This window comes from Chryseobacterium sp. OSA05B, from assembly GCF_019970065.1.
GTDB lineage: Bacteria > Bacteroidota > Bacteroidia > Flavobacteriales > Weeksellaceae > Chryseobacterium.
Map to the genome: position 1 here is coordinate 242606 of NZ_JAHXYH010000002.1, position 18932 is coordinate 261537.

At 34.4% G+C, this 18932-nt stretch carries 17 protein-coding genes, 1 pseudogene and 1 riboswitch; of the genes and pseudogenes, 16 read left to right on the top strand and 2 right to left on the bottom strand.

The window, feature by feature from the left end; translation table 11 throughout:
* Positions 1-4 precede the first annotated feature (4 nt).
* From LC419_RS08495 to LC419_RS08540, 10 genes and pseudogenes are all read left to right on the top strand, one after another.
* Positions 5-3574, top strand: a complete 3570-nt coding sequence (locus tag LC419_RS08495) for a DUF6443 domain-containing protein (RefSeq protein WP_223606934.1) — start codon at positions 5-7, stop codon at positions 3572-3574.
* Between the two features lie 12 nt (positions 3575-3586).
* Complete coding sequence (locus LC419_RS08500) at positions 3587-3877, top strand: hypothetical protein (protein ID WP_223606935.1); 291 nt, start codon at positions 3587-3589, stop codon at positions 3875-3877.
* Positions 3878-3973: 96 nt separating this feature from the next.
* Positions 3974-4417: pseudogene (locus LC419_RS08505) on the top strand (RHS repeat-associated core domain-containing protein); the annotation flags it as partial.
* Between the two features lie 279 nt (positions 4418-4696).
* Positions 4697-5077: an EndoU domain-containing protein gene (locus LC419_RS08510; RefSeq protein ID WP_223606936.1), complete on the top strand. Its 381-nt coding sequence runs from the start codon at positions 4697-4699 to the stop codon at positions 5075-5077.
* Between the two features lie 2 nt (positions 5078-5079).
* Positions 5080-5520: a hypothetical protein gene (locus tag LC419_RS08515; RefSeq protein WP_223606937.1), complete on the top strand. Its 441-nt coding sequence runs from the start codon at positions 5080-5082 to the stop codon at positions 5518-5520.
* A 239-nt stretch (positions 5521-5759) separates the two neighbouring features.
* On the top strand, positions 5760-6116 hold the full coding sequence (locus LC419_RS08520; RefSeq protein WP_223606938.1) for a hypothetical protein: 357 nt from the start codon (positions 5760-5762) through the stop codon (positions 6114-6116).
* 431 nt (positions 6117-6547) lie between these two features.
* Positions 6548-7036 carry a hypothetical protein gene (locus LC419_RS08525; RefSeq protein ID WP_223606939.1) on the top strand — a complete coding sequence of 163 codons (489 nt, stop codon included), beginning with the start codon at positions 6548-6550 and terminating at the stop codon, positions 7034-7036.
* A gap of 90 nt (positions 7037-7126) precedes the next feature.
* On the top strand, positions 7127-7693 hold the full coding sequence (locus tag LC419_RS08530) for a hypothetical protein (protein ID WP_223606940.1): 567 nt from the start codon (positions 7127-7129) through the stop codon (positions 7691-7693).
* A gap of 119 nt (positions 7694-7812) precedes the next feature.
* On the top strand, positions 7813-9345 hold the full coding sequence (locus tag LC419_RS08535) for a M20/M25/M40 family metallo-hydrolase (RefSeq protein ID WP_223606941.1): 1533 nt from the start codon (positions 7813-7815) through the stop codon (positions 9343-9345).
* A gap of 243 nt (positions 9346-9588) precedes the next feature.
* On the top strand, positions 9589-10290 hold the full coding sequence (locus tag LC419_RS08540; protein ID WP_223606942.1) for a hypothetical protein: 702 nt from the start codon (positions 9589-9591) through the stop codon (positions 10288-10290).
* A 160-nt stretch (positions 10291-10450) separates the two neighbouring features.
* Here LC419_RS08540 and LC419_RS08545 read toward each other — a convergent pair whose 3' ends face one another.
* Complete coding sequence (locus tag LC419_RS08545; RefSeq protein ID WP_223606943.1) at positions 10451-11359, bottom strand: DUF2490 domain-containing protein; 909 nt, start codon at positions 11357-11359, stop codon at positions 10451-10453.
* Between the two features lie 395 nt (positions 11360-11754).
* Positions 11755-11859: riboswitch (SAM-I-IV-variant riboswitch) on the top strand.
* 104 nt (positions 11860-11963) lie between these two features.
* Here LC419_RS08545 and LC419_RS08550 point away from each other — a divergent pair.
* The 3 genes from LC419_RS08550 to LC419_RS08560 are packed head-to-tail and all read left to right on the top strand — an operon-like array spanning position 11964 to position 15007.
* Positions 11964-13274, top strand: coding sequence for a phage integrase SAM-like domain-containing protein (locus tag LC419_RS08550; protein ID WP_223606944.1), 1311 nt, complete (start codon positions 11964-11966; stop codon positions 13272-13274).
* Positions 13275-13291: 17 nt separating this feature from the next.
* Positions 13292-13567, top strand: a complete 276-nt coding sequence (locus tag LC419_RS08555) for a helix-turn-helix domain-containing protein (protein ID WP_223606945.1) — start codon at positions 13292-13294, stop codon at positions 13565-13567.
* Entirely contained in the window at positions 13568-15007 is a 1440-nt protein-coding gene (locus tag LC419_RS08560; RefSeq protein WP_223606946.1) for a hypothetical protein, read from the top strand.
* A gap of 112 nt (positions 15008-15119) precedes the next feature.
* On the opposite strand, the gene LC419_RS08565 is transcribed toward LC419_RS08560, so the two are convergent.
* The gene (locus LC419_RS08565; protein ID WP_223606947.1) at positions 15120-15440 is read right to left on the bottom strand and encodes a hypothetical protein; all 321 of its coding nucleotides are present in this window, start codon (positions 15438-15440) and stop codon (positions 15120-15122) included.
* A 314-nt stretch (positions 15441-15754) separates the two neighbouring features.
* On the opposite strand from LC419_RS08565, the gene LC419_RS08570 reads away from it, so the two are divergent.
* From LC419_RS08570 to LC419_RS08580, 3 genes are all read left to right on the top strand, one after another.
* Positions 15755-16186, top strand: coding sequence for a hypothetical protein (locus LC419_RS08570; RefSeq protein WP_223606948.1), 432 nt, complete (start codon positions 15755-15757; stop codon positions 16184-16186).
* A gap of 147 nt (positions 16187-16333) precedes the next feature.
* Positions 16334-16774: a hypothetical protein gene (locus LC419_RS08575; RefSeq protein ID WP_223606949.1), complete on the top strand. Its 441-nt coding sequence runs from the start codon at positions 16334-16336 to the stop codon at positions 16772-16774.
* Positions 16775-17407: 633 nt separating this feature from the next.
* A complete protein-coding gene (locus tag LC419_RS08580) occupies positions 17408-18922 on the top strand; it encodes a hypothetical protein (protein WP_223606950.1) in 1515 nt (504 codons plus the stop codon).
* Positions 18923-18932: the final 10 nt, after the last annotated feature.

Below are 18932 nucleotides of genomic sequence, written 5' to 3' on the forward strand. Positions count from 1 at the left end.
AATTATGTATAAAAAATTATATATAAGTATTGGATTGCTATGGGGGATGCATCATTACGGACAGGTGGTGTTAACTTCTCCTCCTGCTCCCAATACAGAAGTGGCAGATCCCCAAAGTATACGGATGCTCCCGGGATTCAAATTTAATTCTGTCAATGGAACTTTTCGCGCCTATATCGGAGGGTCCAATCCTAATAACCCGGGGAATACCTATACCCCTATCACCGTTGATTATTCAGCTAATATCTCAAATACTGAAAATTATGTGTATACCAGACAGTATTTAGTGCCTACTGAAGTTTCAGATGGATCGCTGCAACAGATACAAAGTGTTCAGTTTTTTGACGGTCTTGGAAGACCTAAGCAAGCGGTTAGCATAAAATCTACTCCTACCGGGAAAGATATGGTGACGCATATTCCTTATGATGGATTTGGAAGGCAGATAGACAGCTGGCTTCCGGTTCCGATGTCATCGCAGAGTGGAAATATTCAGACCGGAGTGGAAGGAGCTGTCAATGCGTATTATCAGTCCAACGGGATTAATGATTCCTTTCCTTTCAGCCATAAAAATTTAGAAAACTCTCCGCTTGACAGGATTCTGAGCCAGAAAAATCCAGGGACCGACTGGCAGAGCAAACCTATTGTTTTCGGCTATGATACCAATACAGCAGGCGAGGTGAAAAAATATACCACAACAGCCACGAATTGGGCGGATGGAGTTACTTCTTCCGAATTACTTCTATCCGGGACCTACGGAGAAGCGCAACTGTATAAAAATACCGTTACGGATGAAGACAACAATAAAACCATAGAATTCAGGAATGGTAATGGACAGACTCTATTAGTCAGAAAAGTCATCAGTGCTTCAGAAAATGCAGATACCTATTATGTGTACAATGAGTATGACCAGTTAGCGGTTGTGGTTCCGCCGTTGGCTTCTGCTTCCACATCCGTATCCGCTTCCGCTTTGGAGCATCTGTGTTATCAGTATAAATATGATGGCAGAAGCAGATTGGTAGAAAAGAAGCTTCCGGGAAAAGGCTGGGAACAGATGGTATACAACAAAAAAGACCAGGTGATTCTGTATCGGGATACCGTTCTGAAAAATGGAATCGCCAACTTTACTGCCGACCAGTCATGGAATTTTACCAAATATGATCAGTTTGGAAGAGTTACCTACACCGGGATTTCAAGGGATGGTACTCTGAGACAGAACATCCAGAATTATGTCGATAATCAGGCTGCAAATGTTTCTTACGAAGCCCGTGGAGGCAGTTTTGCCTTAAGTGGAATGAATATAGAGTACGGAAACGTTTCCTATCCTACGAGTATTGATAAAATCCTTACGGTCAGTTATTATGATACCTATCCTCAGGGAGCACCGGCGGTTTCTGCGACCATCTTAGGTCAGGAAGTACTGCCTCAGTCTACCCAGTCCTCGAATGTGAGCACAAAAAGTCTGCCTACAGCTTCTTATGTGAAAAATATTGACAATGACAGTTGGACAAAAGCATATACCTATTATGACAAGAAAGGACGGGCAATATCCACTTATTCTGTGAATCATCTCGGAGGATACACCAAAACAGAAAGCTTCCTGAAATTTTCAGGGGTACCGGAATATACACTTACCGAACATAAAAGAGCTGCAGATGCCACTGAAGTCAACATCAAAGAAACTTTTGAGTACGATCATCAGGAAAGGCTGGTAAGACATTGGAATGAAGTAAATGGCGGTGTTAAGGAACTTCTTGCTGAAAATCTATACAATGATCTCGGACAGGTTCAGACCAAAAATGTAGGAAATACAACCGGCAGTCCGCTCCAAAGTGTCAAATATGCATACAATATCAGAGGATGGCTTACAAAGCTTAATGAACCTTCCAATCTGCAGAATAAACTCTTTGCTTACGAGCTGAGGTACAACAAACCGGACAGCCAGTTTTCAGGTTCTGCAAGGTACAACGGAAATATCTCACAAATGTCCTGGATTACCCAAAGCGATGCGGTACTGAGAAATTACTCCTATGAATATGATGGTCTCAACCGTCTTAAGGAAGGGCGTTTCTGGGATGCCATGAATTTAGACAGAGGAGAATACCATGAGCAGCTTACCTATGACCTGAACGGAAATATTAAATCCCTGCTCAGAAGAGGAAGACAGTTTCCCGGCTATACCGCTCCCGAAGTAATGGATGATCTGGAATACCACTATGAAAATGGTGAACAGAGTAATAAGTTAGCCTATCTTAAAGAAGTGGGAACGGGTAATGCTTTAAGTGGCTATCCGCTTTCATCAGGAAGTACCGGAAGTACGATCAGCTATGACCTGAACGGAAATATGACAGTTCAACAGGATAAAGGGATCTCTATTCAATATAATTATTTAAATTTACCGGGAAAGGTTACCCAGAATACCAAAGTAACAGATTACACGTATAGAGCAGACGGAGTAAAAGTAAGAAAGATCTTCGGTACAGACACCATAGATTATTTAGACGGTTTCCAGTATGAAAACGGGACATTGAAATTCTTCCCTACCGCAGAAGGTTATTTTAATTTTGAAACCGGGAAATATGTGTATAATTATACCGACCATCTTGGAAATACAAGGTTGAGCTACTTTAAAAACGGCTCAGGAGCAGAGATCATTGAGGAGAGTAATTATTATCCGTTTGGATTGAAGCATGAAGGATATAATGCTTTATCTGGAAATCCTGCGTATAAATATAAGTACAATGGAAAGGAGCTTCAGGAGAGTGGTATGTATGATTATGGTGCGAGAATGTATATGCCGGAGATTGGAAGATGGGGTGTACACGATCCTCTATCTGAAACGACTTTACAACCCTATAGTTATGCAGATAATAATCCTATTTTTTATAATGATCCGACAGGTATGATTGCGCAACAACCTGAAGCTATTGCAACAATTTATAAGAATAAAAGAACAGGAGAGGAGGTAAATGTTAACGACGGAGTCAATGAAACTGTTTTGGTCAATGGGTATGACTTTGCAAAAGCAAAAACATATGCTAAATATTATAATTCTGATAATGCTAATTTAAATGATAAGAATACCAATTATGAAGTAAATCAGGGCTATATAGATTTTTATTACAGTACAAGATATGGTGATGGATTTAGCTTTGCTTCTTTATTAGACTCAGGACCAGACAAACGTAGAATGCCTACGAGCGATAGTGATAACATGATATTGCTTGAAATGCCCGATATAAGTAGGGGACCGTTAAAAAGTAGTTTGAGGGCAGTAGGAAAAGCTGTTGGAAAATCACTTGCCAAAAAAGATGCTAAAAAAACTTCAGGCTGGGTAATCAGAAAAGTTTTTGATTCTTTAGATCCTAATATACAAAAAAAAGTTAAAAATGCAATTAGTAACGGAATAGTTGCCCCTGAAGGACAACAAGGTATAATAAGATTGTCAGCAACAGAAGCAGCTGCAACAGGATATAAATACAAATTAAAAGTATTAGGAAAAGGAGGCGATTATAGAATTTATGGTAATCCAAGTGCAAATGGACACATTGTTTTTGATAAAGTAATGGGTCATTAATACATTAAACTTATGAAAATATTAAATAGAAATATAGAAAATTTATTTGTGATTTCCTCAGAGTATATAAATAATGTTTTAAAGGATGAAGATGTTTTAAATGATTTAAAAGAATCTTGTGAAGGAGATTTAAAGCTAATAAACAAAAGTATTGTTTATGTTCTATACGAGAAAAATGAGCTGTATATTAATAGCTTTAAAATTGAAATAGATATAGAATGTAAAGGAAAAAAAATAGGTTTTTATATTCTATATTTAGATGAAGATGAAAATTTTATCGATGAATTTTTTGTTATAAAATGAGATACACTGCTGGCACGAGTGTTCTCGCTCGTGCCTATCAATAAAAATAGACCACTGTTTTTTACAGTGGTTTTATTATTTTAGCTTAGATTAAATAAAAAGACCTTTGGTACAGACACCACAGATTATCTAGACGGTTTCCAGTATGAAAACGGCACATTGAAATTCTTCCCTATCGCAGAAGGTTATTTTAATTTTGAAACCGGAAAATATGTCTATAATTACACCGACCATCTTGGAAATACAAGATTGAGCTACTTTAAAAATGGCTCGGGAGCAGAGATCATAGAAGAGAGTAATTATTATCCTTTTGGGTTAAAGCATGAAGGGTATAATGTTTTATCAGGAAATCATGCGTATAAATATAAATACAATGGAAAGGAGCTTCAGGAGAGTGGGATGTATGATTATGGTGCGAGAATGTATATGCCAGATTTGGGAAGATGGGGTGTACACGATCCTCTATCTGAAACGACTTTACAACCCTATAGTTATGCAGATAATAATCCTATTTTTTATAATGACCCGACAGGTATGATTGCGTAACAACCTGAAGCTATTGCAACAATTTATAAGAATAAAAGAACAGGAGAAGAGGTAAATGTTAACGACGGAGTCAATGAAACTGTTTTAGTCAATGGGTATGACTTTGCAAAAGCAAAAACATATGCTAAATATTATGATTCTAATAAAGCTAGTTTAGAAGGGAATTCTAATTATGAAGTAAATCAGGGCTATATAGATTTTTATTACAGTACAAGATATGGTGATGGATTTAGCTTTGCTTCTTTATTAGATTCAGGACCAGACAAACGTAGAATGCCTACGAGCGATAGTGATAACATGATATTGCTTGAAATGCCCGATATGGGCAGAAAGGGTCCTGCAAAAAGTTTATTAAAAACTCTAAAGACCATTAAACCAGCTAATCTTCCGGCTTGGAAGACTATTGCAGTAGATATTGAACATATTGCCTCTGGACATATGAAAGGAGGTTCACGTGTTAGTTCTATAAAGACTGTTTTTCCAGATAATCTATCAGAAGGACAAGTTGAAAATTTAGTTAGAAGTGCATATAAGAATAGTAAAAAAGTTAAAACACAGGGAGATAGGGTATTGTTAAGAGGAAATGATATAGAAATGTGGGTAAATACTAAGACTAAAACAATTGAAACGGCATATCCAATAATAAAAGAGTAGTTATGAATAAATTTATAATCTATATTGATAAAAATTCCATTTTTAAACATAAGAATAACATTACCGGAAATATATATTTTAATTTTGATGGTTTTTTTTTTCCGGAAAGAAAATGGAATGACTTTATTATTATTATTATCAATAATTGGATAAATTCTTCTTATAATATTTTAAGTGGATGTACCAAGTACGAAGAACTTTACTTTATGGATGGACCATTCCTTATGAAAGTGAGAAAGATTGATTCAGAAGTTTGTGTGATTGAACTTGTTGAAAATCATACTAATATATTGTTGAGTTACAGAATTAGTGCAAAAGATCTCTTTGAAGAGATTTTAAGAAATGTTAATTTATTGAGTAAGTATTGCACAGAGCAAGACTGGGAAACCGATGAGATTAGGAAGCTTCAATATTTAAATACTAAATTTTCTACTATATTTTAATTAGTCTGAATTTACTCGGTATTTAGATCCCTAGTTATTTAGAATTCCGCTAGTATTAATCAATAAAAATAGACCACTGTTTTTCGCAGTGGTTTTATTATTTTAGCTTAGATTAATGTGAAGAATTCCATCCTACCACTCAGGTCATTTTTTAAGATTAGAAGACACGTAAAAGAAATTAGCGCAAGCATAAAAGGAGTGGAAAAAGTACTTTTTTATAAACGACCTAAAACCTCTGTATGGGATTTTTTAAAAAAAATAGTAACAAAATTATTTTATTATTCTTCGGAATTATGTTTTGTGGGATCATTATAAAAAAAATATTTGATCCTAACTTATCCAAATATAAATATTTTGATCAGTCCTGTAATGGGCAAGTTATTTCAAACTCATATGATCTTACAACTCATTTCAATATTGTTAGATCATCAGATGGTAATAAAATTTATTTGGAAAACTTAAAAATAATTTCCTTAATTAAAATAGGAGATTCTATAGTAAAGAATAAAGACGTTACCTATTTTACCGTTTATAAAAAAGACAATACTAAACTAATTTATGATATGTACAATAAAAATTTGAAAATAATAAAATGAAAGCCAAGATGGCACGAGTCTTCCGCTCCTGTCCATCACTAAAAATAAGAGGCTGACTCACTTTTGAGACAGCCTCTTTTATTATTTTCATTTTTTTTTAAACGGCTATATTTGTCGACGATAATAAATATCTATCAAACTACAAATGCCTTTTAACCTAAAATAAGTTCAGTCAATCATATAGAATGATTTTTCCACAAGTGACTTCTCATTTTTCCAGTAAGTAATAATAAATAGATGAAAAAGAATACTAGAATAGTATTGATCGTTTTAAAATTTGTTTGCATTGCCTGCTTTTTATTTTCTATATTTTATCTACTCGTGATATTAGGGAGTAGTCATAAGATTTCCTTTTCAATATATTCTAAAATAATAATTTCAATATTGGTTTTAATGAGTCTTTATTTTTACATTAGTTTTAAGTTAAGAAAATGAAAAAACGAGTTGTAGTTTTAATTGGGATCATATTGGGAAGCATATTCTTATACTATGCTTTTGGAGTTTTTTCTTCATCGGTGGGATGGTATGGATATCAGAAGTGGAAATATAGAGTAGGCACTTCGACCATTGAAAAATCAAAACAAAGAAAAGTTTTCGTCAAGGAATTGAATTATAAAATCATTGATTCTGCTCATTTGAACGGATTTGATTTTAAACCTTATATTGAAAAAGGGTTTAGGTATGGGTATCACTCTATGGAAGATACGAGAATAGATAGGTTTTCACATTATCCATATAATTTAAGTTATGAGAAAAATAAAAAAGATTCTATTGTACTCAATATTTTTCCGGAGGATATCGAAAAATTAGACAGTTCTGATGTAGTGTGGGGGTATTTAAAACAACCTTATTTACGAGACACGATTAGAATTGAAATAGAAGGAGTTGGAAAACAGAAAGGAACCATAAAAATCTGGTAAGATTCATTTTTGCTTGGTCAACCATGCAGTAAAGAATAGAAATTTGAATCTTTAATTTGACATAGAAAAAACTAAATCCAAAAACAATCCATGAAAAAAACAATTTCCCACATCTTCACCATCACGCTCCTTTTCCTCACATTTTCCTGCACAAATTATATTAAACCCATCCACACAGAATCAGTATCGGGCTCCGAAAATATAACCAGAAAATTAGTCTTTCAGGATGGAACGCTGGATATCAATTTCTACGGTGACTATATATTTGATAAGGCAGACAAAAGCCTGATCTTTTTTACCAATAAAGATATCGGTAGCATTCTCAGCAATCTTACCATAAAGCCTTCATCCCAGATCCTTTTCACCTATACCAAATCCAGTATCTACAATAATATGCTGGGATTTTATTATGCCGAAAAAAGCCTGACTGATATAAAGACTAATTTCGCCATTAAAACTCCCGAAAAAGAAATGCAGAGCGGCCTTTTATACACCTATGAATACAAAGGCTACTACATTATGGAATGCTACAGACAGCAGGAGAAAGGAGTAGTCCGTTTCATTTCGGTAAACAATTCTGCAAAACAGGCTGTTGAGAAGTTCAGGCTGGAAAATAACAATGTATTTTTTGATATCAATGCCCAACTTTGGAATTAGGCGTAGTAATTTCCATTGATTTTATATCTGGATTAAGGGAAATACTTGGTTTTTACTGCGGTTATAGCCGTTTTGTTTGCTATATTTGTTAGACCATCACAACACAAAATCTTACCGCCATGAAAAAGTTCCTTTTAGCCGTTCTCGGCATTCTTGTTATTGTAGTTGCTATACTTTTGATTAAGATGTATACGTATCCGTTTAAAAAGAATGCGGAAGGAAGCTCTGAAGGATGGAAACCTGTTAAAAATGATTCAGCAGTACTGCGTCTGTCAGGCGGGATCAAAATCCCTACGGTTTCTACGGGGAGTCTGGGTGAATTCAATTATGCTCCGTTTGATCAGTTTAAAGAATATCTGAAAACATCTTATCCGCTGGTTTATCAATACACCGAAAACAATGAGGTCAACACCCATGCATTGGTATTTCGTCTTAAAGGAAGTGATTCTTCACTGGACCCGATTCTTTTCCTTTCGCACATAGATGTAGTGCCTCCCGGAGATGCAGATGTAAAAAATAAAGAACAGAATATTTTCAGACCCGATGATCAGCCATTGCCACCCGTTTCCAAAGTAGCGGAAGACTGGGATTTCGAACCCTTTTCAGGAACCGTCGCGAACGGAAGAATCTACGGAAGAGGAGCCATCGATATGAAAGGAATGCTCTTTTCCCTCATGGAATCAATGAGTATGATGGTTAAAAGTAAAAAAACTCCTAAACGTGACATCTACCTGGCTTTCGGTTTCGATGAAGAAGTAGGAGGGCAGAAAGGAGCCATACAGATTGCAGACTATTTAAAGAAAAAAGGATTGAAGTTCGATGCAGTCTACGATGAAGGTGGATTGATCATGCAGAAAGGAAACGTGGCAGGAATAGATTCCGATGTCGCTGTAGTAGGTTGTGCCGAAAAAGGCTTCTTATCAGCAAAAATTAAAGTCAAAGGACTTGGTGGACATTCCTCGATGCCACCTATGGAAAGTGCGATAGGAAAAGCTGCAGTCATTATGCAGCGCCTTGAAGACCATCAGATGAAACCTACGATTACCCCATTGATCAAAGAATTTTTTGACAATATCGGAGGAGCTATGCCATTTACGAACAGGCTTGCTATTGCCAACCAGTGGCTTCTAAAACCACTTTTGCTCTCTCAACTGACCAAAAATAATACCACCAATGCTTTGGTACGTACCACAACTGCTCTTACCATGATGAAAGGAAGCGACGGAACCAACGTCCTTTCTCCCGAAGTGGAATTTGTCGTGAATTTCAGACTTCTTCCAGGTGATACAGCAAAAGAAGTCCGTGATCATATTGCAAAAGCTACAGAAGGTTTCGATGTTGAAGTGGAAGAGATCGACAATACCAGAGAGGCTTCCGCAGTTTCTCCTACCAATACAAAGGCATATCAGTTAATAGAAGCCGGAGTCAGAGAGATTAATCCGGGTGCTATTGTGACCCCATACCTTACCATGGCCGGTACCGATGCCTACAAATACCAGATTGTAAGCAAAAATATCTACAGATTCATGCCCATCAAAATCAACAGCTCAGAGCAGCAGAGCATCCACAGCACCAATGAGTACATCAGCATTGAAAACTACATGAAGATGATTCATTATTTTGAGTTTATGATGCTCAACTACGACAAATAGTTTCGGGTTCCGTGATGCGGGGTTTGAGAGTCAGATAGTTTTAGTGTATTAGAGTTTCCGAAACATGTCTGAAATCTGGCATCTGCGATTCACCATTCACTTGCGAAGCAAAATTCACCATTGACATTTTTCTTATCTCATTCTAAGGTCTGATGTCTGTTATCTGAAATCTAAACAAAAAAATAACACGTCAAGTTTTGTCGCATTACCGCTATAGCTTTGTCCTATCAAAATTACAGAGCTATGGAATTGCCGTTTTACTTAACATTTACAGAATTTGAAAGCCATTATTACGATAATCTTGAAAAATGGTTTGAAGAATATCACAACGCCAGCGAGATCGATTATCTTAAGACGCTGGCAGATCTTTACAGCCCTTATCTGTATTACAGTTTTGCGGATGACAGACTGATGGCTGATGCTTCTATGGAGATTAAAGACTGTTTTTTTCCTTATCATGAAAAGATCGGGCTCTCTTTTTGTACAAGCTGTGAAAATGGAAAACATCCTAAAGTATCCAAAGGTATGAACCACATATTTGAGTGGAAAACCATTACGATGATGGAGTATGCGCAGCATATTCTGGACAAGATCAACAGGCATCTCTTAAAAAATAGCAGTTCTCTTGATAATAACAAAACAATTCCTAATTATATCAATGATCGGGACATTATCACTTCAAGAGAAGGGGCCGGATATTGCGTCAATTACAGCAGACATCAGGCGGCGGTTCCGTTTTTAAAGGCTTACCTTCCTTATTACGGACAGACTGTGAATATTGCCGTGTACAGAGACTTTATTTTCTCCATAGCACAGATCGCGGAATACATTGATAAAAAGCTGAGGTCTGTACAGGCTTTTGAACATACCATTTATGCGAAATTAAAATCAGAAGCCAAATTCAAAGTGCAGATGAGTCATCAGTTTCTGACGATCTGCAATTAAAATTTTCACCAACATTCATATCTAAATTATATTAACGGAATACCCTGACCGGTCTTCCAAACAAATCCTGACAGCAATGCCAGGATTTTGTTTAATTTTACCCATTACCCATTACTCATTACTCATTACTCATTACTCATTACTCATTACTCATTACTCATTACTGGACGGGTAAATTCCAAATTACATCCACCGCCAAATAATGTACTCCACCTTTCCTTACACTTCTGCTTCCCCGGATCAGATCATTCACATATCCAATGTCCACAGAGAAAGAAGAGTGGGGAATAGAAAACATATAATAAGCTCCGATACGCATTTCCCGGTATCCGAAAGGTGTCCATTTCTGTTCCGGTTCATTAAGGTAGCTTGTAGAAAACAGACCTTCGGCACTTAAAGCCAGCTTCTGATTGTTTTTGGGAGATAAATTATAGGTTAATTGACTTTTAATCCTTGTTCTCAATTGGAAATTCTCTTCAGCCTGACGGAAACCGGCATCAAAAAACTTTCGAAATTCCTGACGGACTGTACTCTTGAGTTTCCATCTGGTTCCCAGTTTGAAAGTATAAGCATATCTTCCGTAAATCCTGAACTCCTGCTCAGTCGATTCCTTTTCATAAGGCGCAGAGCTTTCATATTTGGGTTGCCGGCGGTAACTGACCGCATAACTATATTGTTGATTGGGCGCAAAAGAATGATACACCTCATGGTTCAGGACAATGATGGCCTGTTTTGAGACTAAATTATAATCATCAGTGCTGCTTTTCCTTCCCAAAGCAATATAACTTAATGCCTGTTTCTTTCCCAGTGAATCCAGTTGACGCCGTACTCCAAAAGCTGACCAGAATGCAGTATTCGCATCTCCAAGGCCCGGCGAACTAATCTGCGCATGTAATGACCCGCATAAGCTTACTAAAAATATCCCGATAATAATTTTTCCTGTTCCGAGCATTCTGTAAAATCTGTTGAATCGTATGTTGAGTATTTGTTCGGTAATAAGATGGAGCTGAACAGTAAGCGATACTGTAAAATGATGATTTGTCGTAGCCAATGTAGGTCCTTTATCCATTAAATAATGATGTAAATGATTTTAATACTGTTGATAAACAGGACAAATTAAATACATGATTTAGGAATGTTTTAGGAATAGAAAGAGTTGTAAAAAGTTTTTAAAGAAAAAAGGACAATAAAAAAAGCCTTAAACAATTAAGTTTAAGACTTTTACATTCTTGCAGAGAGGAAGGTTCTGGTATTGTGACATTTAATGCAATCTAATGAATTGAAATGAAGTGTATTTATTTTATTTACAGGTGTTTATAAGATCATTTATAAATACTATACTTTATAATCAATACATTACATTCTGCTTAGGTTTCATTAATGTGGGGAACATGTGGGGAATGATAATAATTAATTTGGCATCGAATTTGTAAATGTTAAAGTACGTTAATATTCGTTCTTTAATATTTGGATCTATAGAGTTTATTCTTTGAATAACACCAACCTGTCAGACCTTACTGATAAGGTGGTTCAATGATTCGGCTTCAAAGCAAAGCTAATAAGCTAAACAAAGGGTGCAGATATCTTTTCTGTAGAATTTCATACAAAATTGAATAATGTCACCTGTTTATTGAACAAAAAAACGGAGATGTATAATTTAATTAAAATAACGTATGAAAGTAAAATTCATTTTAAAAAATCCTAAAGAGGATAAGAATACAATTTATGTAAGAGTAAGAGTAGGAAGAGCCGTTGATTTAACAATGGCTACAAAGGAAACTGTTGATTTAAGTGATTGGGATATTATCAATGAATGTTTGTTAGAGCAATATGATGAATACAGGAATGGTAAACCTATTCTTAAGAGGGATGCAGAAACAAAACAGAAAATTCATGAAAATAAAATTGTGAATTATCGTTTGATTGAACTAAAGAAGAAAATAGAAGACTCTTATAAATCTACTGATAAATTCATTAATTCGGAATGGCTTAAAGATTTAATTTATCCAAAGATTAATGAACCAGCACCTGAAAATATTTTATTTACAGATTATTGTAATATTTTCTTGAAGTCAAAAGGAACTACAGTCAGTAAAGAGTATGGAACAAAAGTAAACAGCATCAAAGCAATTATTGAAAGATATATAATCAATAGGAAATTAAAGAAATTATTTTTAATTGACATTAATAATGACTTCAAAAATGACTTTGAAAACTACTGTAGAGGAGTGGAGAAATATTCAGTTAACTATTTTGAGAGGAATTTTAAATTTATTAAAACAATACTTTATCACGCTCAACAAAATGGACATCAAATTTATTCAGGCCTGAACAGAATTAAATGCAAGACGGAAAAAACAATGTTTGTATTTCTTTCTCAACAAGAATTAGAAAGAATAGAACGAACAACTTTTCAAGAGGAGCATTTTGAGACTGCTAAAGACTGGTTATTAATTTCCTGTTATAGTGGACAAAGAATTTCAGACTTTATGAGATTCAATACTTCAATGATTCATATAAGAGAAGTAAAAGAGAAAGAAAAATACTTTATTGAATTTACTCAGGAGAAAACTAATAAACAACTTTTGCTCCCTCTGCACGAAAAAATAGTAGAAATTCTTCATAAGAGGAATTGGTGCTTTCCTAGGAAAATGTCAGAACCAAGATATAATGAACATATAAAAAAGGTATGTGAGCAGGTCGGAATAGATGAACCAGTAGATGGAACTTTGGCAGTAAAGGACGAAACAGAACATATTAAGAATAGAAAGAAAAACAACAGAAGAAAAATAAAAGGAAATTTCCCCAAATATATGTTGGTAAGTTCTCATATAGGAAGAAGAACATTTGCATCTAATAACTTTGGAAGAATTCCGACACCTCTTTTAATGGTAGCAACGGGACATTCAAGTCCAAGTATGCTGATGAGATATATAGGGAAAATTGACGAACAACAGTCTTTAACCTTAGCAGAATATTTATAAAATTAAAATTGATTACAATGAACGATATAATAATTACAAATCATAATAATATTAAGGAATTAATTAGAGAAGTAATAAGCGAAGAAGCTTATAAATTCGCAAATTGGTTCAACTCCAAGTTAATTGATCAAGATAAAACGTTAACCAGAAAGCAGGCAGCAGATTATCTTGGTATGAGCACTAGTACACTATACCGCCATACTAAACAAGGTGACATCAAAGCTTATGGACTAGGTAACAGAGTTTATTATAAACTTACAGATATCCAAGATGCCATGCAGGCTATTAATTAAATGAAACCGTTTGCAGTTTTAATACCAGAAAGGATTGACATTGAAGGCATAGTAAATGTCAATCCTTCTCTTTTTGAAGAGGATTACTTACGATATTTGATTAATATGATAGTGATTAAGCAGGGGCGAATGATTGAGAATCATGAGTTAGAGATGGAACTAGTTTTTGATAAAAAACCTTATTATGGGTGTTCTGAAAGGTATGTTAAGATTGAGTCACTAAAAAAAGGAACCCAATACCCAAAACACAAAAAATTGTGTGAATACCTTTGCCGGGATAGCGTTATGGTGAATAGAAGCAGAACGACAACAAAGTTGGTGAGTATATTTGAGAGAATCCCATATATCCCAGAAAAGAACTCTTTTGAATATAGGATTGGGGCATATTATAGGAAAAGCAAGTTAAAAATAGAATTCATTCAGGATCAGCAAATCATTAAAGCAATCAAAGGGAATGAATCAAAGTGTGACAGCGAGTTAAAACGAGGTCATTATAAATTCTTCCAAAAATATTTTGATCAAAACAGGCTACAAATTGATTTACCAAAAGCAGTTGAATTATGTGAGTTGAGACATGAAGGTCATAAGCAGTATGATAAATACGTAAAAGAGATGACCCAAATCACAAACCTTTATAATGGTATTTATAGACTGACTTTTAAAAAGAATTCATTAGGAAGAATTTATACCAACCTTACCCAATTACCTAAAGTTTATAGAAGGTTTGTATCCTATAATGATAAGAAGTTATCCGAAATGGATGTATCTAATTCTGTAATCTTCTTTATGGGGATATTGTTAGAGAATATTCTTGATAAAGATTCTATTAAAGAATTATTTAATAAAGATATATATAATAATATATTAAATGGAGAGAGTTCTTTCCTCCTACTAATGTTTTATAAATCTTTTGAAAACCTTTCACAGAGGGAGGTTCAGCTGATACAACAACTAGGCAGGAATGGTACATTTTATGACGAGTTTGTTTTTTTATTTGATGAGTACTTTACTTTTGAAGAGATGAGAGATCTTTATGAAGAAGATAATGAAGATAGCTATGTAGGAACTGACAAACAAAAAAGAAAGATTAGCAAAAAACAATTATTGGCAATGCTCTTTGCTAAACCAATCCAGTATTTGAAAGAACAAGAGGTTTTTAAAATGAAGTTTCCTGAATTGTTGGACAGGATTAATAAGTTCAAAGATGAGGTTGGGCACGAAAAACTCTCATATCTTCTTTTTCAGATTGAAGCCTGTTTTGTTTTGGATGTTGTAGGTCGAATTTTTAATAAAGAAAACTATAGAAATGCTCCAGTGTTTACTCTGCATTACTGCTTAATCACTACGTCAGATTACGTGGATAAGCTAGAGCAAGTTTTCAATGAAAGTTTTATTGAATATTTTGATTGTTTTCCTAAAACAGAGATTAAGGAATGGTAGATTGAACGTACCACTAATTCCCCCCCCCCTCAAAATATTTTATGATAAGGAAGTACCAGACGAATTCAAATAGGTAAAAAATTAAGGTATGTTTAGAGAATGTAATTAGGTTTTACCTCACCCAATCATTATAATTAGTAAAATGAATAAGAGCAATCACTTTGTTTGCTAATCTCTCTTCGGCAGTATTAGAACTTACATTGGTTGCGAGAGTGATTTTCCCCGTTTCATCAAATATATTCTCATTAGAAAATTTGATGTAAGAACTGTATTTGTTGTTATCAATATTGGTTACGACATTGAAAGAAATAATCCCATAGCTGTGTAAGAATGTATCCAAGAAATTAAAATAATCCATTCCAGCACCAATAAATTTTGAATGGATAAATCTTTTTACATCAGTATCAAGAGACGAAAAATAATCTCTCATCATAGAGTTAAACTTTGAGTTGCTCATAAAACTTGGAATGTTTAATTTTGTGAAAAGTTAAAAATATAAAAATAGGAAAGAAAAATAATTATAACTATTAAATAAATCACGAAGCGTTAAGCTGTTGTTTGCAGGGAAATCGGCAAAATTTCAAGATACAAAACAACAAGTAAAAATGCCTCGTCCATTATGGGCGTTGGGATGTACTTGTTTGTATCTGGGTTTTGCCGAACCTCTCTGCAACAAGGCTTGAAACCTCAACGCTTTTTTGTTACACTAAATTCATTGTTAGGGGTTTTAATGAATCAAATAACATCATGAATAAACACTCAATTACCCTGTTACTACTTATCGGCTTAATGCTTTATGTTTCGGCACACCTATTTACATTTAACCTCAAATGGTATTATTTTATTATAATCTTCATTATCTCTTATGTTTGTGGGAAAGTTATACACTCCACAAAAGAAGGGTTTAATATCAAATCACTAGTTTTTCAAACCAACACGGATTATAAACAGGATTTCACGACTGAAATAATCTCAGATTTTAAGGGAAATACCATCATTTTATTAGGAAACTTTAATAATGAACAAAGACTATCAGAAGATGATTTGAGGGTTTTACTACTCAAGGCAAACAGAACTACTATTATGAAATCTTTAAAACAGGGAAAAGCTATTACAATTTCCTTTTCTTATAATGATTATCCTGTTTTTGTGGAATTTGAAAAAATATTAAGCTTTTAACCGTGCCCTCAATTTTCTTTTTTTATGAAACTTTGGCCTCCTATTAACTTGAAAAGAGAATCGAAAAATCAGGGAGCACACATATAGGTATATCTGACCAATTATTGTACTGTACATAATTTTTAACAATCAATAAAAACAAATACCATGAAAATCAATAAAAACGAAATAATTGCACGCCTATTTATGTTCTTAGTATTCTTTATTCCTTTCGTTGTCGGTGGAGCATCATTAATGTGGATAGGTTATTGCCAAAATAATAGCGTTAATCTGATATTTGGATTAGTTTTAAGTTGTTTAGGTTTATTTCAGGTTTTCCAAAAGTACAAAATCAGTTATGTATTTGTAGCTATACCGATTCTATTAGTTGTAGCGGGTATTGCTGGAACATTACTCTTCATTTTTTTCTACTTACCATTTTTCTATAAAGAGAGTTTGGCTCTTGATTTAGAAATATTAACCTTAAAAGGTTGGTTTGTCAGATTTGTGATAATAATAATTGATGTACTTCTCTTATTTAATGTACTGGTAAATTTTAATAAATGGGCAAAAACTATTGTAAGTAAAGTTAAAAATAGAAAGAAGTGATAATTTCCTCTCTTTTATCAAATTCTGGTTTCCCCCTATCAATTTGAAAAGATCGTCAAAAAAATTAAGGGTAAATATATAAGTACGGTTAACCGTATTTATTTAGTGGCTCATTGTAATAATTTTAACAATCAATAAAACAACTATCAGAAAAAAAATATAATTACAACATTAACAATTATTTCCAGTTCCATCATCTTATCTTGTTAAGGCAGTAATGATGACAACACTGCTCAGTCAGTATTTCTGCATCAGGGTAAATGGAAGGTACTTCAGCAACTGGGACTTGGGTAAATAATTCCACTGGAATGAATAGGAGTTGGATAGGAGATAAAAATTAATTGATTTTTACCTTGACGTATCAGAATTTTAGCCCGTTCTTTCATTTTTGGTATATCAGTATCAAAAATAAATTTGAGGGGCTAAAATCTGGATATGTCAGGAGACTGTTATAATAGGATTTTTAATTAATTTCCACCTCATTAATAACACCAAAATATAATACGACAGGTTCTGTCGCTTCTCATGCTTAAATTTACAGAAGTGATTTAAGGGAAGTTAAAAGCAATTTGATAATTTATTTCCCCCTATAATGATAATAACTTATATTTAACAACTTAAAAAAAACAATCAATGAGAAAAAAAAGTATTCTTTGGCTATTTCTATTAATAGCACTCAGTATTTCGCTGTATTCCTGTAGGAATGATTATTTTCCTGAAAAAGAAACCCTTAGCAACAGCAGTAAATTTCGGCTTACCTCAAAAACTATTTCTTTAGAAGAAACTAAGCATAAGGTAATGCTTGACGGAGAATTGCAGAAAGTTCAAGGCAAACTTGGCAAAAACGGGGATTTAGGAAACGGGGTTTCTGTTGATACAGATCATGTGATCTATATAGAAAACGGGTCTAACTACCATACATACACCTTTAGGATTGTAAAAGAAAACACTTCCGAAAACGAACCTTTAGAGAACTTAGTTTTGTCTCCACTTCCTGACGGGAGTTATAAAAAATTAATCTTTACCTACGATTTTACACTTGCTGAAAAACAAAATCTTCTTAATGGTATTCCTGTTAATACAAAGGGGAAAACGACCATAAGAGATTTGGATGCTTCAATAATTTCTTCCAAAGTTGCAGGTTGTGTGTATGAAGTAGAAACTTTTTGGAATGAATGCAGTGAGGGAATACATAACCAATTCAATGTTTTTGCATGGGGAGAATGTACAGCTGAAATAGCACCATCTGCTTATACTATTGCCTATTGGAAGTGCAGTAATGGTGGTGGTGGAAGCGATGGAACAGGTACGGGTACAGGTGAAGGAGGAAGTACTCCTGGATCAGGAGGATGTGAAGCAGAAGCATTTGAAAACCCAACTGATCCTGTAGGCAGTCCAGGGCTTTGCGGTGGTGGCGTTCCTACACAACCTAATGTAGGAAATAATACCCCTGATGATCCTTGTGAGAAAACAAAATCAATGTTACCAAGAGTTAGTGCAAATATTGAAGATATTAAGAAGCAGGCAAAAAAAGCAATGACCGACCCAAAAGCAGGTGAAATTGGTTTTAAGGAAAAGAAAGATGGAACTGTTGTTCCTGCGGATGTAAACGCAGCTCATCAAGTACAGATTAATAATGTAACAGATGGATATGGTGGCTATCATAACCATACAGGAACAGGTATTCACATGGTGTCTCCACCAGATATTGTCGATACATTATTTGGGTTTGCAGCAGCACAAAGTGTAAATGATGGAGTTGGAAATGCTTACTTTGGGATGATAGCAGCAGAACCTTGTAGTACTTGTCTTCCTGATGGTGTAAAATATGTGCATTATGTGATACGTTTTTCGGGAACAGGATCAGAACTTGGGAATTTTGTATATTCGCCTGCGCAAATGACACAGTTTATAAAAGATTATCGAAAGACAGCTTCAGACTTAAGTGATCCATATATAAGCGGAACTATTTTCAGTGATAGTCTGGGAAATCTAAATGAAAAAGGATTAGAAAAATTATTTTTTGATACTTTGACAAATATAGGATTAGATAACAAGGTTGTTCTTCAACGCGTTGAACCTAACGGAACAGTATATAACTTAAGTAAAAGTAGTACTGGGATTATTACAGCAACACCTTGTCCTTAATGTTAATTTT

What these genes read in the sequence shown, in the direction of transcription:
- LC419_RS08495 (WP_223606934.1), top strand. Translation starts at nt 5, where the DNA reads ATGTATAAAAAATTATATATAAGTATTGGATTGCTATGGGGGATGCAT.
- LC419_RS08500 (WP_223606935.1), top strand. Translation starts at nt 3,587, where the DNA reads ATGAAAATATTAAATAGAAATATAGAAAATTTATTTGTGATTTCCTCA.
- LC419_RS08510 (WP_223606936.1), top strand. Translation starts at nt 4,697, where the DNA reads ATGCCTACGAGCGATAGTGATAACATGATATTGCTTGAAATGCCCGAT.
- LC419_RS08515 (WP_223606937.1), top strand. Translation starts at nt 5,080, where the DNA reads ATGAATAAATTTATAATCTATATTGATAAAAATTCCATTTTTAAACAT.
- LC419_RS08520 (WP_223606938.1), top strand. Translation starts at nt 5,760, where the DNA reads ATGGGATTTTTTAAAAAAAATAGTAACAAAATTATTTTATTATTCTTC.
- LC419_RS08525 (WP_223606939.1), top strand. Translation starts at nt 6,548, where the DNA reads ATGAAAAAACGAGTTGTAGTTTTAATTGGGATCATATTGGGAAGCATA.
- LC419_RS08530 (WP_223606940.1), top strand. Translation starts at nt 7,127, where the DNA reads ATGAAAAAAACAATTTCCCACATCTTCACCATCACGCTCCTTTTCCTC.
- LC419_RS08535 (WP_223606941.1), top strand. Translation starts at nt 7,813, where the DNA reads ATGAAAAAGTTCCTTTTAGCCGTTCTCGGCATTCTTGTTATTGTAGTT.
- LC419_RS08540 (WP_223606942.1), top strand. Translation starts at nt 9,589, where the DNA reads ATGGAATTGCCGTTTTACTTAACATTTACAGAATTTGAAAGCCATTAT.
- LC419_RS08545 (WP_223606943.1), bottom strand. Translation starts at nt 11,359, where the DNA reads ATGGATAAAGGACCTACATTGGCTACGACAAATCATCATTTTACAGTA.
- LC419_RS08550 (WP_223606944.1), top strand. Translation starts at nt 11,964, where the DNA reads ATGAAAGTAAAATTCATTTTAAAAAATCCTAAAGAGGATAAGAATACA.
- LC419_RS08555 (WP_223606945.1), top strand. Translation starts at nt 13,292, where the DNA reads ATGAACGATATAATAATTACAAATCATAATAATATTAAGGAATTAATT.
- LC419_RS08560 (WP_223606946.1), top strand. Translation starts at nt 13,568, where the DNA reads ATGAAACCGTTTGCAGTTTTAATACCAGAAAGGATTGACATTGAAGGC.
- LC419_RS08565 (WP_223606947.1), bottom strand. Translation starts at nt 15,440, where the DNA reads ATGATGAGAGATTATTTTTCGTCTCTTGATACTGATGTAAAAAGATTT.
- LC419_RS08570 (WP_223606948.1), top strand. Translation starts at nt 15,755, where the DNA reads ATGAATAAACACTCAATTACCCTGTTACTACTTATCGGCTTAATGCTT.
- LC419_RS08575 (WP_223606949.1), top strand. Translation starts at nt 16,334, where the DNA reads ATGAAAATCAATAAAAACGAAATAATTGCACGCCTATTTATGTTCTTA.
- LC419_RS08580 (WP_223606950.1), top strand. Translation starts at nt 17,408, where the DNA reads ATGAGAAAAAAAAGTATTCTTTGGCTATTTCTATTAATAGCACTCAGT.